The organism is Streptomyces sp. NPDC048637 (assembly GCF_040650675.1).
Classification (GTDB): Bacteria; Actinomycetota; Actinomycetes; order Streptomycetales; family Streptomycetaceae; genus Streptomyces.
Window position 1 is genome coordinate 79,312 of sequence record NZ_JBEZHQ010000027.1, and the last position, 14,257, is coordinate 93,568.

Annotated in this window: 18 protein-coding genes and 1 pseudogene; 10 read left to right on the forward strand and 9 right to left on the reverse strand. The window is 70.6% G+C overall.

The window, feature by feature from the left end:
• The first annotated feature begins 1 nt into the window (after position 1).
• From AB0C46_RS28435 to AB0C46_RS28465, 7 genes are all read left to right on the forward strand, one after another.
• Complete coding sequence (locus tag AB0C46_RS28435; RefSeq protein WP_362831240.1) at positions 2 to 715, forward strand: GvpL/GvpF family gas vesicle protein; 714 nt, start codon at positions 2 to 4, stop codon at positions 713 to 715.
• A gap of 8 nt (positions 716 to 723) precedes the next feature.
• Positions 724 to 975, forward strand: a complete 252-nt coding sequence (locus AB0C46_RS28440; RefSeq protein WP_362831242.1) for a gas vesicle protein GvpG — start codon at positions 724 to 726, stop codon at positions 973 to 975.
• Between the two features lie 99 nt (positions 976 to 1,074).
• Positions 1,075 to 1,539, forward strand: coding sequence for a gas vesicle protein (locus AB0C46_RS28445; protein ID WP_362831311.1), 465 nt, complete (start codon positions 1,075 to 1,077; stop codon positions 1,537 to 1,539).
• The gene (locus tag AB0C46_RS28450) at positions 1,536 to 2,351 is read left to right on the forward strand and encodes a GvpL/GvpF family gas vesicle protein (protein WP_362831244.1); all 816 of its coding nucleotides are present in this window, start codon (positions 1,536 to 1,538) and stop codon (positions 2,349 to 2,351) included. Before AB0C46_RS28445 ends, AB0C46_RS28450 begins: the two co-directional genes overlap by 4 nt.
• Positions 2,348 to 2,596: a gas vesicle protein gene (locus tag AB0C46_RS28455; RefSeq protein WP_362831245.1), complete on the forward strand. Its 249-nt coding sequence runs from the start codon at positions 2,348 to 2,350 to the stop codon at positions 2,594 to 2,596. The genes AB0C46_RS28450 and AB0C46_RS28455 overlap by 4 nt, the downstream gene beginning before the upstream one ends.
• Positions 2,586 to 2,999, forward strand: coding sequence for a gas vesicle protein K (locus AB0C46_RS28460; protein ID WP_362831247.1), 414 nt, complete (start codon positions 2,586 to 2,588; stop codon positions 2,997 to 2,999). The genes AB0C46_RS28455 and AB0C46_RS28460 overlap by 11 nt, the downstream gene beginning before the upstream one ends.
• A 12-nt stretch (positions 3,000 to 3,011) precedes the next feature.
• Positions 3,012 to 3,185: a CsbD family protein gene (locus AB0C46_RS28465; RefSeq protein ID WP_018090737.1), complete on the forward strand. Its 174-nt coding sequence runs from the start codon at positions 3,012 to 3,014 to the stop codon at positions 3,183 to 3,185.
• A gap of 78 nt (positions 3,186 to 3,263) precedes the next feature.
• Here the strand turns inward: AB0C46_RS28465 and AB0C46_RS28470 are convergent, their stop codons facing one another.
• On the reverse strand, positions 3,264 to 3,407 hold the full coding sequence (locus AB0C46_RS28470) for a hypothetical protein (RefSeq protein WP_362831249.1): 144 nt from the start codon (positions 3,405 to 3,407) through the stop codon (positions 3,264 to 3,266).
• Between the two features lie 220 nt (positions 3,408 to 3,627).
• Here AB0C46_RS28470 and AB0C46_RS28475 point away from each other — a divergent pair, with 220 nt between their 5' ends.
• Together AB0C46_RS28475 and AB0C46_RS28480 are read left to right on the forward strand one after the other, a co-directional pair.
• Positions 3,628 to 4,392 carry a PIG-L family deacetylase gene (locus AB0C46_RS28475; RefSeq protein WP_362831251.1) on the forward strand — a complete coding sequence of 255 codons (765 nt, stop codon included), beginning with the start codon at positions 3,628 to 3,630 and terminating at the stop codon, positions 4,390 to 4,392.
• Positions 4,389 to 4,730, forward strand: a pseudogene (locus AB0C46_RS28480) (SAM-dependent methyltransferase); the annotation flags it as partial. The gene AB0C46_RS28475 and the pseudogene AB0C46_RS28480, both read left to right, overlap by 4 nt.
• A 71-nt stretch (positions 4,731 to 4,801) precedes the next feature.
• Here the strand turns inward: AB0C46_RS28480 and AB0C46_RS28485 are convergent.
• From AB0C46_RS28485 to AB0C46_RS28500, 4 genes are all read right to left on the reverse strand, one after another.
• Positions 4,802 to 5,770 carry an SDR family NAD(P)-dependent oxidoreductase gene (locus AB0C46_RS28485; protein WP_362831253.1) on the reverse strand — a complete coding sequence of 323 codons (969 nt, stop codon included), beginning with the start codon at positions 5,768 to 5,770 and terminating at the stop codon, positions 4,802 to 4,804.
• 344 nt (positions 5,771 to 6,114) lie between these two features.
• The gene (locus AB0C46_RS28490; protein WP_362831255.1) at positions 6,115 to 6,978 is read right to left on the reverse strand and encodes a Rieske (2Fe-2S) protein; all 864 of its coding nucleotides are present in this window, start codon (positions 6,976 to 6,978) and stop codon (positions 6,115 to 6,117) included.
• Positions 6,975 to 8,009: an SRPBCC family protein gene (locus tag AB0C46_RS28495; protein WP_362831257.1), complete on the reverse strand. Its 1,035-nt coding sequence runs from the start codon at positions 8,007 to 8,009 to the stop codon at positions 6,975 to 6,977. Before AB0C46_RS28495 ends, AB0C46_RS28490 begins: the two co-directional genes overlap by 4 nt.
• Before the next feature lie 6 nt (positions 8,010 to 8,015).
• Complete coding sequence (locus AB0C46_RS28500) at positions 8,016 to 8,975, reverse strand: histone H1-like repetitive region-containing protein (protein ID WP_362831259.1); 960 nt, start codon at positions 8,973 to 8,975, stop codon at positions 8,016 to 8,018.
• A 372-nt stretch (positions 8,976 to 9,347) separates the two neighbouring features.
• Here AB0C46_RS28500 and AB0C46_RS28505 point away from each other — a divergent pair, with 372 nt between their 5' ends.
• Positions 9,348 to 10,877, forward strand: coding sequence for an alpha/beta hydrolase (locus AB0C46_RS28505; RefSeq protein WP_362831261.1), 1,530 nt, complete (start codon positions 9,348 to 9,350; stop codon positions 10,875 to 10,877).
• Positions 10,878 to 10,919: 42 nt separating this feature from the next.
• Here AB0C46_RS28505 and AB0C46_RS28510 read toward each other — a convergent pair whose 3' ends face one another.
• The 4 genes from AB0C46_RS28510 to AB0C46_RS28525 all read right to left on the reverse strand — a co-directional run bounded on the left by AB0C46_RS28510 (position 10,920) and on the right by AB0C46_RS28525 (position 14,199).
• Positions 10,920 to 11,147 carry a DUF6458 family protein gene (locus AB0C46_RS28510; protein ID WP_042160310.1) on the reverse strand — a complete coding sequence of 76 codons (228 nt, stop codon included), beginning with the start codon at positions 11,145 to 11,147 and terminating at the stop codon, positions 10,920 to 10,922.
• 122 nt (positions 11,148 to 11,269) lie between these two features.
• A complete protein-coding gene (locus AB0C46_RS28515; RefSeq protein WP_362831263.1) occupies positions 11,270 to 12,265 on the reverse strand; it encodes a Ku protein in 996 nt (331 codons plus the stop codon).
• 120 nt (positions 12,266 to 12,385) lie between these two features.
• A complete protein-coding gene (locus AB0C46_RS28520; RefSeq protein ID WP_362831265.1) occupies positions 12,386 to 13,777 on the reverse strand; it encodes a DUF2252 domain-containing protein in 1,392 nt (463 codons plus the stop codon).
• Positions 13,778 to 13,800: 23 nt separating this feature from the next.
• Positions 13,801 to 14,199: a hypothetical protein gene (locus tag AB0C46_RS28525; RefSeq protein WP_362831267.1), complete on the reverse strand. Its 399-nt coding sequence runs from the start codon at positions 14,197 to 14,199 to the stop codon at positions 13,801 to 13,803.
• Between the last annotated feature and the right edge of the window lie 58 nt (positions 14,200 to 14,257).

The window sequence follows — 14,257 nt, forward strand, 5'->3', positions numbered from 1 at the left end:
GATGTCGGTCTACGTCTACTCCATCGTCGCGACCAGCCATCCGCAGCGCCTGGACGGCCTCCACGGGGTGGGAAACCCACCCTCGGACCTCCGCACGGTACAGAGCAAAAAGCTGTCCGCCGTCGTCAGCGACGCCCCGGAGGAGTTGCGTCCCAAGCGCCGGGACCTCGGCGCGCATCAGGCCGTCCAGGAACGGCTGATGGCCGACGGCACCGTCCTGCCCTTGCAGTTCGGCTTCACGACCACGGACGACGAGGCCGTACGGGCCGTCCTGAAGGAGCGGGCGGACGAATTCACCGAGCGGCTGGAGGCGTTGGAGGGCTGCGCCGAATACCACCTCAAGGCCGCCCAGGACGAGGATGCGCTGCTGCGGCAGATCCTCACGGAGTCGGATCAGGCACGCGAGCTCAACGAGCAGATCAGAAGCGGCAATGCGGCTCCGGAACTCCCGCTCGCCCTCGGTGAACTGGTCGCCCAGGAAGTACAGGCACGGCAGGAGCAGCTCGCCGCCGGAGTCCTCGATGCGCTGCGCGGCTTCGCGCAGGAGGAGCGCACCTCACCCCCGGCGGGGAACGACTTCGTGAGCGTGTCCTTCCTGGTGGAACAGGACAACGAGAAGAGTTTCCTCGGCGCGGAGCGGGATCTTGCCAAGGAGCTGGGGGAGGACTTCGACCTCCGGCTGCTTGGTCCGCTGCCCGCCTACAGTTTCGTCTAGGAGTCCCCATGGGCCTGTTGAGTCAACTTGCCACCCTTCCGCTGGCACCGGTGCGCGGCGTGGCCTGGGTCATGGAACGCGCCCTGGAGGCCGCGGAGAACGAGTACTACGACCCCGAACCCGTCGAGCGCGAACTCGCCGAGCTCGAACGCATGCTGCTGGCGGGAGACATCTCCGAGGAGACCTTCGACCGGCGTGAGGACGAGCTGCTCGACCGGCTGGACGAGATCAGGGCCCATGCCCAGGGCACCGACAGCTGACCGCGGTGGCCGCCGCGGAACGGGAGCGCCGCCCCGCGCTCCCGTCGCAACGCCGGGAATCGAGGTGCAGCGGCCGTGAACGAACCCGTCGCCAGGAGGATGGGCGACTATCCGTCCCGGGCCGGCCCGTACGGCGGCCAGGGCTCCTCGGCCAACCTTGCCGACATCCTGGAGCGGGTGCTGGACAAGGGCATCGTCATCGCGGGCGACATCCAGATCAACCTGCTCGACATCGAACTGCTCACCATCAAACTGCGCCTGCTGGTCGCCTCGGTGGACAAGGCCAAGGAGATGGGCATCGACTGGTGGGAGCACGACCCCTCGCTCTCGTCCCGCGCCTCCGACGGCTACCGCTCGCTCGCCGACGAGAACAAACGGCTGCGCGCCGAGATCCAGGCCCTGCGCGAAGGCGACGAACTGCCCCCGGCCGAGGACGAAGAGGGTACAGAGGACGACGAGGGCGAAGCGGAGGAGCGCCGCCCCGGCGCCCGCCGTCCCGCCCGTGGCGCACGCACCAAACGGGACGGGCCCGGCTCCCGTACCAAGAAGCGGGACGCACCATGACCGAGGTCATCAGCTATGCGTACGCCGTCGCGCGCGATGCCGACGGCTCGCTGGCAACGGCCCTGACCGGACTGCCGGGAGTCGCGGAGGCACCGGTGCATCTGGTGCGTGCGGCCGACCGCGGTGACGTGGTGGTCGCCGTGAGCCCGGTGCCCGAGCCGGACTTCCAGGAATCCGCGCTGCGCGCGAACTTGGAGGATCTGGACTGGCTGGAATCGGTGGCCCGCGCCCATCACCGGGTGATCGAGGCGCTGGCCGCCCGGACCACCGTCCTGCCGCTCCGGCTCGCGACGGTGTATCTCGACGACGAGCGGGTGCGGCGCATGCTCGCGGCCCGCCAGAAGGCGTTCGCCGGCCGGCTGGCCGAGCTGGCCGCGCACACGGAGTGGGGCGTCAAGATCTACGTCGAGGCGCCCGCGCCCACCGACAGACCGGCCGCGCCGCCCGCGGACGCGGGCCTGAGCCCCGGACGGGCCTACCTCAGCCACCGCAAGGCACAGCGGCACGCCCGTGAGGACGCCTACCGCGACGCCGAAGAGGTCGCCCGGCGGGTCGAGGCCGCCGCCCGCGGCCATGCGGTCGACCGGGTCCAGCACCGGGTACAGCAGGGTGAACTCGCCCGCGGGCCGGGCGAGAACGTCGTCAACGACGCCTACCTCGTGCCGCTGCGGGACGCCGAGAGCTTCCGCGCCGACGTCACCCGGGCGGCCGAGGGACTGTCCGGCGTACGCGTCGAGGTCACCGGGCCATGGGCCCCGTACTCCTTCGCCACGCCGCCCGAGGCCGAACCGCTGACGGGAGCCGCGCCATGAGACCGGCGGGCGGCCCGCCGGCAACGACGGACGAACCGCTGCCGGACCGGCAGATCGCGCTGATCGATCTGCTGGACCGGTTGCTCAGCGGAGGTGTGGTGCTCACCGGTGATGTCGTGCTCTCCATCGCCGATATCGACCTCGTCCGAATCTCGTTGCGCGCGCTGATCGTCTCCATCAGCGAACAGAACCCCTCCCCGTGGTCCGCCCTCGCACCCTCGGTACGGGACGACCATGACGGCTGAGGACCGCCGGCCCGGCAACCGTTTCGACGATGTCGCCGACGCGGCCCATCGGGCCTTCCGCCTGCTGCCCGCGGCACCGCAGGACATCCCGCCCCCGAGCAGCGCGGCGGCCCGGCGTCCGGCACACCGGATCAGCGCCGACCCCGACACGGTGGAGCGGGACCTGGTCAAGCTCGTCCTCACCCTGGTCGAGCTGCTGCGCCAGCTCATGGAACGTCAGGCCCTGCAACGGGTCGACGCCGGAGACCTCACCGAGGAACAGGAGGAACGCCTGGGCGCGACGCTGATGATTCTGCACGACCGCATGGTCGAACTCTGCGCCCGGTATGAGCTGTCGATGCAGGACCTCAATTTGGATCTCGGACCGCTCGGGACCCTGCTGCCACCCGCCGAAGAACCCTGAAGGGAGCGCGACATGGGCATCGCGAAGAAGACCAGGAACATCGGCCATATCGTCGAGGGAAAGGCCAAGGAAACGACCGGAAGGGCCCTCGGCAACAAAGGCCTCCAAAGGCGAGGCAAGGCGGAACAGGCCATGGGGAAAATGAAGCAGGCGGTGGAAAAGGGCCGGGAGACCTTCAAACACTGACCGCTGCGGCCCCGCCGTCGCATTCCGTGCGACGGCGGGGCCGGCGCGCTGTGGGGTACTCAGCGTGCGGGGCCCCGCTCAGGGCTGCCGGCGGGCCTGCTCGGCGGCCGCGTGGCCGGCCTCGGACGCGGAGTAGTCCTCCCAGGTCCGCTCGGCGGCCAGGGCGTCCGGTGTTCCGGTCGGGGAGCCGCCGGGCGTCGCGATATTTCGGCCCGGAAACACTCGGCCGCCGCCCCGCTTTCCGTTCTCCGCGACCGCGGTCCGGGCTGCTCCGAAGTGCGAGGTGTGCGCAGATCACCGCAGACTGTTGAGGCGACCGGATACTCCGGTGAGGAGCTGATGTGACGACCGATGCGACCTTCTCCGTGACGGCCGGCAGCGACCAGGAGCGGCGGTTGTCCGCCGCACTCGGACTGCGGCTCACCGGCCCTGCGGAGGAGCGGTGAACAGTCCCCGGCAGGCCGCCGCCGACGCCATCGGCGCCCCGGGCACCCCCGAAGCGGACTGGGCGTCCTGGCCCGTCCTCGACCGGCTGCCCGCCCTCCCGCTGCCCGCCGGGCCGGTCGTGGTCGTCGCCGCACACCCCGACGACGAAGTGCTGGGCTTCGGCGGCACCATGGCCGCGCTGGCGGCACACGGCACCGACGTCCAGGTCGTGTCCGTCACCGACGGCGAGGGCTCCCACCCGCACAGCAGCCGGCTCACCGCCGCCCGGCTCGCCACGCTCCGCTCGGCCGAACTCCGCGACGCCCTGGGCGAGCTCGGACTGCCGTCGCTGCGCCCGCAGCGCCTGCGCATCCCCGACACCCAGGTGCACCGTCACGAGACCGCGGTGCGCCACCAGATCACGGCACGGCTGTACGCGGTGAACGCGGCCCTCTGCGTCGCGCCCTGGACCGGGGATCTGCACGGCGACCGCGAAGCCGCCGGCCGGGCGGCCGCTGCCGCCTGCCGTGCCTCGGGCGTACCGTTGTGGAGGTATCCCGTCCGGATGTGGCACTGGGCGCGCCCCGCCGACCCCCGCGTCCCCTGGGACAGCGCCGCCCGCCTCGCGCTGCCGGCCGGCGCGGTCCGGCGCAAGGCCGCGGCCATCGGCCGGTTCGCCGGCCGGATGCACCCGCTCGGCGACGGTGCCGGCGACACCGCGATCCTGCCGCCGGCGGAACTCGCCCACCACACCCGGCCGTTCGAGGTGGTGTTCCGATGAGTACGCCACCCGCCTACTTCGAGGCGATGTACGCCGGCACGGTCGACCCCTGGGACCTCGCCGGACGCTGGTACGAGCAGCGCAAATACGCCCTCACCCTCGCCTCGCTGCCGCGGCGCCGATACCGTTCCGCATTCGAACCCGGCTGTTCCGTCGGCGTGCTGACCGCCCGGCTCGCCGAGCGCTGTGACCGGCTGCTCGCGACCGACCGGATGCCCGCGGCCGTGGTCTCCGCCGCCGAGCGCACCCGCGAACTGCCGCAGGTGGAGGTCCGCAGCCGCACCGTCCCCGACGAGTGGCCGGACGGCACCTTCGATCTGATCGTTGCAGACCTTCTGGCGCCGCTACCCCGACGGCGGCGCGCCCCTCTCTCCCGCCGCGCAAGAAGGCCTCACCGCTGATTGAGGCCTCATCGCTGATTGAAGCGGTCGGCCGCCCGTTCGTTCAGGGCGCCGAGGACACCGCGAAGCCGCCGGGCCGGTGGCCGTTCCCCGGCGGCGACCGTCGAACCGTCGACGGTGCCGCGCGCGCCGTTGCGGGGCAGCACCCGGGCGACCGCCGACACCAGCCGGGTGGTGGTCACCGGAGCCAGCCCGTGCGCCGTGGCACCGAGCCGGGCCGCCGGCGTCAGCACGATACGGGGCCGCCGCCGCTGCAGCGCGGTCACGATGCGCTCCGCGGCCCGCTCGGCGTTCATGGACAGCAACGGGGCCCCGGCCAGCGCCGAGAACCAGGCGTACTCCCGGCGCCGGTCCCCGCCGAAGAGGGCGTGGACATGCGACCCGGTGCGCATCAGGCCCGGGTGGACCGCGGTCACGGTGACGCCGTGCGGGGCCTCCTCGGCATGCAGCCCCTCGGCCAGCGCGGCCACCGCGGACTTGGCGCAGGAGTACGGCAGCAGATGCGGCACCGCCACCAGGCCGCCGACGGACCCGACGAGGGCCAGCCGGCCGCCGGCCGGGCTGCGCCGAAGGTGGGGGAGGGCGGCGAGCGCGGTGTTCAGGGCCCCGTTGAAGACGGAGTCCATCGCTTCCTCGAAACCGTCGGAGCCCAGCGCGTCCGCGGGGCCGACCTGGATGATGCCGGCGTTGGCGATGACGATGTCCAGCCCGCCGTGGTCCCTGACGATCTCCGCGAGGCGGTCCTGCACCGCGGCGCGGTCCCGCACATCGCACACCACGGCGCGCACCGACCCGCCACCCCACTGGCTCAGCTTGCCGACGGCCCTGCCGAGTTCGGCCTCGTCCCTGGCCAGCAGCACGACATCGCAGCCGCGCCGCAGCAGCTGGTGGGCCATGAGCAGCCCGAGCCCCCGTGAGCCGCCGGTGACGACAGCGGTGAGCCCCTTGATCGAGGGAGCGGCCGGAAGCACACGCATGATGAGCCCTTCCACTGGGCGCGGATCGGCACGGACGGGGGCGCGGCCCCGCGGGCGGGGCCGGACGCCGAACGCCTGCTGTCTTCGACGGTAGCGGGCGGCGGAATCCGGCGGCCCGGCGCACGCGCCGCTGAGCAGGGCGTTCGCGCACCCTCACGGGAGGGATTACCGGGCGGCCAAGGGCGGGGGAGGCCCGCGGTGGTGCGCGGCACCCGCGAGGGGGCGTTCGGCCAGTCGGGCGGTGGCTGCCCTGCGCGGTGGCTGCCCTGTGCGCCCGGAGCGCTCGGTGGCGCGGACGGCGCAGCCGCGCCGGGCCTCGGCCGCCGCGCACACCCTCGAACGGTTCAGCCCGCGCCGGGCAACCGCACATAGACGGAGCCGTCACCCTCCACCCTCACCCGGAAGGAGGGCTGGGGAGCGGTCGCCGGACCGGCGACGTTCGCGCCGTCCGCCAGCCGGAAGACGCTGCCGTGCCAGGGGCACGTCACACAGCCGTCGGCGATCGTGCCGTCCGTCAGGGGCCCGGACTGATGGCTGCACCGCCCGGCCAGGACAAGGATCTCACCGCCGGCCTGACGGACCACCAGCAACGGCACTTCACCGAGCTCCCGGCGCACGGCCTCGCCGACCGGAAAGTCCTCCACCCTGCCCACCGGGTGCCAGCCCTCTTCCAGCAGATGGGGCACCGGCTCCGCCTTGTTGGGGCCCGCGCCCTGCCGGAAGGCGAGGTGCCCGCCGAGCATGGCGCCGGCGCCGGCCGCGGTCAGCCCGGCGAACCCGAGCAGCTTGCCGCGCGTGGTGCTGCCGCGGCCGCGATGCACCCAGGACCGGGAGTACAGGCCGATGGCCAGGGCGATCGACGCCGCGTGCACCAGGCCGGTGCGCATCTGGTCCTCGTGCTGCTCGGCCCAGTCCACCCAGCCGGCCCACGCGGCCGGTACCGCCGACAGGACGCCCACCCCCACCAGGAGGCGGGCACTGCGCCGGGTACCCGGGACGACGTCCAGCACCGCGGCGGACAGCCAGGCGCCCATCGGAAGCTGCACCAGCGCCGGGTGCAGCGGATGACCGATCGGCAGCCCGTGCAGCACATCGCGGAAACGTCCCAGGGGCAGGCCGCGCACCACCCGCTGCACCGGGCCGATCACGGCATCCAGCTGCTCCCAACGGCCCGGCGCGTCAAGCCACTTCACGAGCGCGGCACTCATTCCTCCGCTTCCTCCTCGCCTGCCTCTTCCTCTTCCTCATCCCATTCGCCGTCTTCGTCCGCGTCCTCGTCGTACTCCTCGTCTTCGTCCGCTTCTTCGTCCTCCTCCTCACCCTCGTACTCGCCGTCCTCTTCGTATTCCTCGTCCTCGCCTTCCTCGCCTTCCTCGCCTTCCTCGCCCTCGGCCTCTTCGGCCTCTTCGGCCTCTTCGGCCTCTTCGGCCTCTTCGTCCTCGATGGCCTCTTCGTGGGTCCGTACGACCTCGCCCTCGCGGATTTCGCCGCGCCAGCCCTCCGGCTCCTCGTCGGTGAGGGTGACGTAGCGCTGGAAATGCTTGAAGTCCAGCCGTAGTCGCCGTCCTTGGACGCGCCAGACGTTTCCGGTCTTCTCGAAGAATCCCGAGGCGTAATACTCGACGACCAGCACGATGCGGGTCAGATTGGGTGCCAGTTCATGGAAGCTGACGGCACCGCGGGTCGATCCCTTGGCGCCCTCGGACGTCCAGATGATGCGTTCGTCCGGCACCTGCTCCTGGACGGTCGCCTTCCAGCCTCGCGTCGACGGACCGACCTTGGCTTTCCAGTCACTGGTCGTCTCATCGTGCAGCGACACATTGCGGACGCCCTTGGTGAAGCCGCTGAACTTCTCGTACTGCGTCCAGTGGTCGTAGGCGGTGCGCAGCGGCACCCCGACATCGAGGACCTCGATGATGTTGGTGACCTTCTTGTCCCCCGACTTGCGCTTTCCGCCGCCGAAGAGTTCCTTGGCCTTCCCTGTGACGGTGTCCTTGACGTTCTCCGCCGTCCCCTTGACGGCGGCCTTGACGGGCGAGTCGCCGCCCAGCAGATTGGACGCGATCTTGGACAGCGATCCGCCGTTCTCGGCCACATCGGTGAGCTGTCCGGTCACATCCATCAGTTTGTCGCCGGCCCGTTCGGCCAGGTTCCCCACCCATTTCGTCGCGTAGCTCCCCAGTTCTCCTCGCAGCCGATCGAGGCCCGAGTCCGCGTTGTCCTGTCCCGTCTTGGCCATGACCGGTTACCTCCGGCGCTCGACGCGCGATGATGTCTTCTTTGCGGCCTTCTTCGCAGGGGCTGCCTTCTTCCGTGCGGCAGTCTTCTTCGCAGGAGCCTTCTTGGCAGCGGCCTTGCCGGCCGTCTTTTTGGCCGCGGTCTTCTTTCCTGCGGTCTTCTTCGCTGCCGTCTTCTTCGCGGCGGTTTTCTTTGCCGCGGTCTTCTTGGCCGGGGCCGCCTTCTTGGCAGGGGTCTTCTTGGCCGTCTTCTGTGCTGCGGTCTTCTTCGCCGCCGTCTTCTTGGCTGCGGTTTTCTTGGCGGGTGCGGTCTTCTTCGCCGCGGCCTTCTTCTCGGCCGGGCGGCCGGCGGCTGCCTTCTTTCCGGCGGCCTTCTTTCCAGCGGTCTTCTTTCCGGGTGCCTTCTTGGCGGGCGGCTTCTCCCTGCCCTTCTTCTGCGCAGCGGCTCGTGGCGTACGCCGGCGGGGCCGCTCCTCGGGCTCCTCTTCCTCGGGCTCCTCTTCCTCCTCGCCCTCGTCGTACTCCTCTTCAGGCTCCTCTTCCTCCTCGGGCTCCTCCTCTTCTTCCTCTTCCTCCTCCGGCTCTTCCTCCTCGTCGTACGCGTCTTCCCCCTCCGCTTCCTCCCCTTCTTCTTCCTCTTCCGGCTCTTCCTCGCCGAATTCGAGCGCGCGAGTGCGGTCGTGGAGTGTGTCGGCAAGCGTCTCCAGACGGCGGTTGGCGGCGGTCGTCAAGGCCTTCCGGCCGACGTCCAGCACCTCCCCGCGCAGTTGTTCACCCAGCTCTGCGACCTGGGGGATCTCGCTGAGTTTGCGGATCCCCTGGGCCACGAGCTGGCGCGGTTCAAGCCCGAATTGACGCCCGGCGATATAGGACGCCGCGGTGAGGGCGAACCGGCCCTTCTTCGTGCGGCCCAGCACATAGCCGCCGGCCAGGGCGGCGGCCAGCAGGACCTTGGTTCCGTCATTCATGGGTGCGTCACCTTTTCCCGGACGTGCAGCCGATGGGCGTCTGTGCAGGGGGCCGCCGATCGGCGGCATCGTTCTGCCCTATCTCCAGAGTGATCGGAGTCGTGGACGCCGCATCTTGAGCGGGCCGAAAAGCCCTCCGAGGCCACGCTGTGAAAGGAGCCGGTCCCGCTGTGTGGCCGGGTCATGGCGTCGTGACCGTCGGTTGCCGCCCGCCCGGCAGCCGTTCCGGTGGCGTTGTGCGGCAGGTGTGCGGGAGGTGTGCAACGGCCGTGTGCGGGAGCTGTGCAACGGCCCTAGGCTCGGAATATGCCGGGAACACGCCGCGCACCGTCTCGTGTGGGAGTAGGGGGAGCGCGGTGTGTCCGCCGGCGCATGGCGGCCCTGCGGCTGTCGGCCATGGCGGCGGTGGTGGCGCTGCTCTGCGTCTTCGTGGGAACTCCGGCCGCGACGGCCGTCGATGACCCGGCTCTGACGTCGTTCTACCAGCAGACCCTGTCCTGGGAGCCATGCGGCCAGGACCTGCAGAGCGGCGCGCAGAGCGACGGTGCTTCCCAGCCGCCCGGCTTCCGGGAACGTCTGGAGTGCGCCCGGCTGGAGGTGCCGCGGGACTACGCCAACCCCAAACGGAGCACGATGCAGGTCCAGCTGATCCGGCTGAAGGCGACCGGTCCCGGCAAGCGCCTGGGCTCGCTGGTGCTCAACCCCGGAGGGCCGGGTGCTTCCGGCGTCAACTATCTGATCGACAGCGGGAGCGCCTTCTCCCGGCTGGGGCAGCGCTACGACATCGTCAGCTTCGATCCGCGCGGCACCGGCCACACCGAACCCATCTCCTGCGGCAGCAAACTCACCACCGGCGGCGGCGACAGCCTCGCCGACAGGGAAAAGCGCATCAACGAGGCCTGCGGCCGGTACTCCGGCGGGCTGCTGCGCTGGGTCGGCACCCCCGATGTCGCCCGGGACATGGACGTACTGCGCGCCGCGGTCGGCGACGACAAGCTCAACTACCTGGGATTCTCCTACGGCACCAAGCTGGGCGCGGTCTATGCCCATGAGTTCCCCGACAAGGTCGGCCGGATGGTCCTGGACAGCGTCGAGGACCCGACCAAGAACACCTGGCAGACGGCACTGGCCCAGGCCCGGGGCTTCCAGCGGGCGCTGGACGACTTCGCCGCCGACTGCCTCCAGGGGGCGGACTGCCCGCTGGGTACCGACAAGAGCGGGGCGCAGAACCAACTCAGCAGCTGGTACCAGCAGTTGAGTGAGCGGCCGAAGAAGGTGAAGGGGGAGACGGTGGATGAGACCACCTATGTGTACGCCTTGCGTGAGGCGCTGTACCGCAGAAGCGACTGGCCGGCGCTGCGCCAGGCCCTGGCCCAGCTGCGACGCGGCGACGGCGCCGGGATTCTCCGGCTGAGTGAGAGCGGCGGCGGCAGCGCCACCCGCATGGTCCCGGCACCGCAGATCGGTCGGGACGAGCTACCGCCGCAGGACCAGCTGGCCCTCCGGGCGATCGCGTGCCGGGACACCTCGGAACGCTATGACGCCGACGACTACCCACGGGCCGAGCGCGAACTCACCGAGGCTTCCCCGCTCTTCGGCCCGGACATCGCCCCGCTCATGCTGGACTGCTACGACTGGCCCGTTGCGGGCGACGACTCCTCCCGCGATGTCGCGGCGCCGGACGCGCCGCCCCTGCTGCTCGTCGCGACCACCAACGATCCGGCGACCCCCTACGAGGGTGCGTTCAACATGGCCCGCGCGCTGGGCAACTCCAGCGTCGTGCTGACCTTCCACGGTGAGGGACATGCCGCCTACACCACCGGAGACCCCTGCGTGCAGCGCCATGTCGACGACTTCCTGCTGAACGGCGTCTTGCCGAAGGCCCAGACCTCCTGCGGTTGAAATGCCGGACCCACGGCGGAACGAAGACCGCACGGCCGGGGACTACTTGTAGTAACGGGTGTCCTCGACGTCGACGACCGGGGCGCCCGGGGACGGTGGCTGGGTGCGCCGCCGCTTCAGAATGCTCACATAGGTGGCGAGGCCGATGATGCCGACGATCATCATGATGATGCCGACCAGGTCGACGTTGATTCCGGCCATGTGCCAGTCCACCGCGAAGGTGAGGATCGCCCCCACCGCAAGCAGTCCGATGCATCCGCCGATACCCATGGCGTCAACCTCCACAACTGTATTGGCAGTAAGGCCTGATGACGGTTCGCGTACCCCGAGGGGGGCGCCTTATGTGCCCACGCGGGGTGGGCCAACCGGCGGCCGGGGCGCCCGCGGGAGGCTCAGCCGGCCCGCCGCCCGCCTCTGCTCGCGCTCTTCTTCGCCGCGGCCGGCTTCTTTGCGGTGGACTTCTTCGCGGCGGCCTTCGTGGCGGCGGTCTTCGTGGCGGTGGCCTTCTTCGCCGCAGTCTTCTTCGCCGCGCTCTTCTTCGCGGTACGGCCGGACCGGGGCTCGGCCTCCTCGTCCTCGCCGCGGGACCTCTTGGCCGCCCGGACACTGTCCTGCAGGGCCGCCATCAGGTCCATCACCTGCCCGGCGGGCTGCTCCTCGCCGGCCGGGAACTCCGGCTCGCGGTGCGCCAGCTTCGCCGCCACGATCTCTTCGAGCGCCTCGCGGTAATGGTCGTGCAGATCGTCCTCCGACAGCCTGCCGAAGGAATCCATCAGGGCCTCGGCGGCCGACACCTCATTGGGGGCGACCTCCGCCTGCCGCTCGGGCAGCACCCCGTCCATCGGACGGATCTGGTGCGGCCACAGCAGCACCTGCATGACCAGCGCGCCCTCCATCGGACGGATCATGGCGAGCGTCTCCCGCCCGTGCAGCGCGATCTTGCCGAGCCCGACGCGCTGGTGCCGCTCCATCGCCTCACGCAGCAGCACATAGGGCTTGGCCGCGGCGGGGCTGTCGATGCCCAGGTAGTAGCCCTTGCCCATCTGCAGCGGGTCGATATCGCCGCCGGCGACGAAGGCCAGGATCGTCAGGGTCTTCGCGGTGGGCAGTGGCAGCGCGTCCAGATCCTCGTCGCTCAGCGGTACGACCGTGTCGCGGTCCCCGGGCTTGTAGCCCCGGCCGATCTCGTCCGGGGGGATCTCGACGCCCTCCAGCGAGCACACGGGCTGATTGCGCACCCGTCCGCCGTCCGCCGTATGGATCCGCACGAAGCTGACCGACGCGGAGGTGTCCGTGGCGTTGTACGCGGCGACCGGGATCGTGACCAGGCCGAAGCTGATGGAGAACTTCGCCGTGGGGCGCATGGGGGCCGCCTTCATCGGAGCCATTCGGCACCATGCTAGGCGGGGTGGACGGACCGTACATCCCGGGCGCCACCGGGTGCGCCGATCGGGTGGCGGCGGCCGCGGAAGCCCCTCGGCACGGCCGCCGCGGCGCCGCCGGCCGGTTCAGCTCGGCTGGGCCGTGACCCGGCCCTCCCGGACCGCCGCCACGAGCGCCTGGTGATCACGCTCGTTCTGGTCCGCGTAACGCTCCGCGAACCGCGCCAGTGCCTCGTCGAAGACCGTGCCCGTCCCGAGGTAGGCGGCGATCGCGATCCGGTCGCCGGACCTGGCGTGCGCGCGGGCCAGCGTGGCCCCGCAGCGTACGGCGAACCGCCGCATGCCCACCGGCACCATCATGTCCGCCGGCATGATGCCCTTCCAGTCGCGCAGCTGGCGTACATAGAAGTCGCGTTGGCGGCCGTCGATCCCGGTGACCCGCTCCCAGCCGAGGAAGATGTCACTGGCGGCCTGCATCAGCCGCTGGCCGGTCACGACGCGTTCGCCCTGGTTGGTGTGGACGCCCGGTCCGGCATACGCGGCGAGTACCGATTCGTCGGCCTCCTTGGCCTGCAGCAGGAGCGGGTCCTCCGCGTCCTTGCCGAGCAGCAGCACGATCCAGCAGCGGGTGCCCACGCTGCCGACGCCCACGACCTTGCGGGCCACGTCGACCACCCGGTACTGCTCCAGCAGCCGGCGGTGGTCCGACCGCAGACTGCCGGCGTAGCCCTCGATCAGCCCGCGGATCTGGTCCTCCAGCTGGTCGCGCTCGACGTCCGGCAGCAGATCGTCCAGCGGCACGATCAACGGGGGATCGGCGGCGATCCGGACCTGGCCGCCGCGCTTCCGGGTCAGCTTGCGGAACGCCTGCACGGTGTCGTGCGTGCGGGCTTCCGCGACGATCCGGGACAGCCCCGCACGGCCCCTGCTGTCCAGCTCCTGCGCTTCCTCGGCCTGGACGTCGGCCATGTCGGCGTGGGCGTACCAGACCTCCAGGGTCCGCGTGTCCGCGTACTGGCGCATCCGGTCGCGGTAGGACGCGCAGGCGGCCCGGATGATGCCGGCCCGGACCGATTCACTGAAGCCGTTGCCGCGGCCAGCGATGGCGAAACTGGCCGCCAGCCGTTTGACGTCCCATTCCCAGGGGCCGGGCAGGGTCTCGTCGAAGTCGTTGATGTCGAACATCAGATGGCGCTCGGGGGAGGCCAGCAGCCGGAAGTTCAGCAGATGGGCGTCCCCGCACAGCTGGGTCCGCAGCCCGGTCGACGGGGTCGTCGCCAGGTCCGCCGCCATGATGGCGGCGGCACCGCGGTAGAAGCGGAACGGCGACTCCAGCATCCGCCCGTAGCGGATGGGCACCAACTCCGGTACGCGGAGGGCGGATTGCCGCTCGATGGTGTCCACCGGGTCGGTGCGGGCGGCCGTGGGCTGGAAATCCGCATGAGAGGAGCGGGGCACTTCGGAGCGAAGTGCCCTGCCCTGTTCCGCGCGTTCCTCTGCGGTGGGTCCGGTGGCCATGGCCGGTGCCGGAGGGGTTCAGCTCACCGGGTCGCGGTGTGTCGGTGGTTGTCCGTACACAGCGCCCAGATGATGAAGATGTCGATGGCGACCAGCACGATGGCCCAGAACGGGTAGTGCGGAATCCAGAGGAAGTTCGCGAGCGCACCCAGGCCGGCCAGGATCACACCGATGATCCGTGCCCACATCGCCCCGGTCGAGAGCAGTGCCACGCCCGCGAGAAGGATGATGATGCCCAGGATGAGATGGATCCAGCCCCAGCCCGTGAGGTTGAAGGAGAAGACGTAGTTCCGCGTGGTGACGAAAACATCGTCCTTGGCGATGGCGGAGATGCCTTCCAGGAAGGCCATCGCGCCACCGAAAATCATCAGGACTGCGGCGAATGCCGTCCATCCGCTCACGTTTTGTTTCTGAGTGGCCATGGGTCACTCCTCACTTGAGAAACCTGGCCGTCCGTACCGGACCCACCGGCGACCTTGC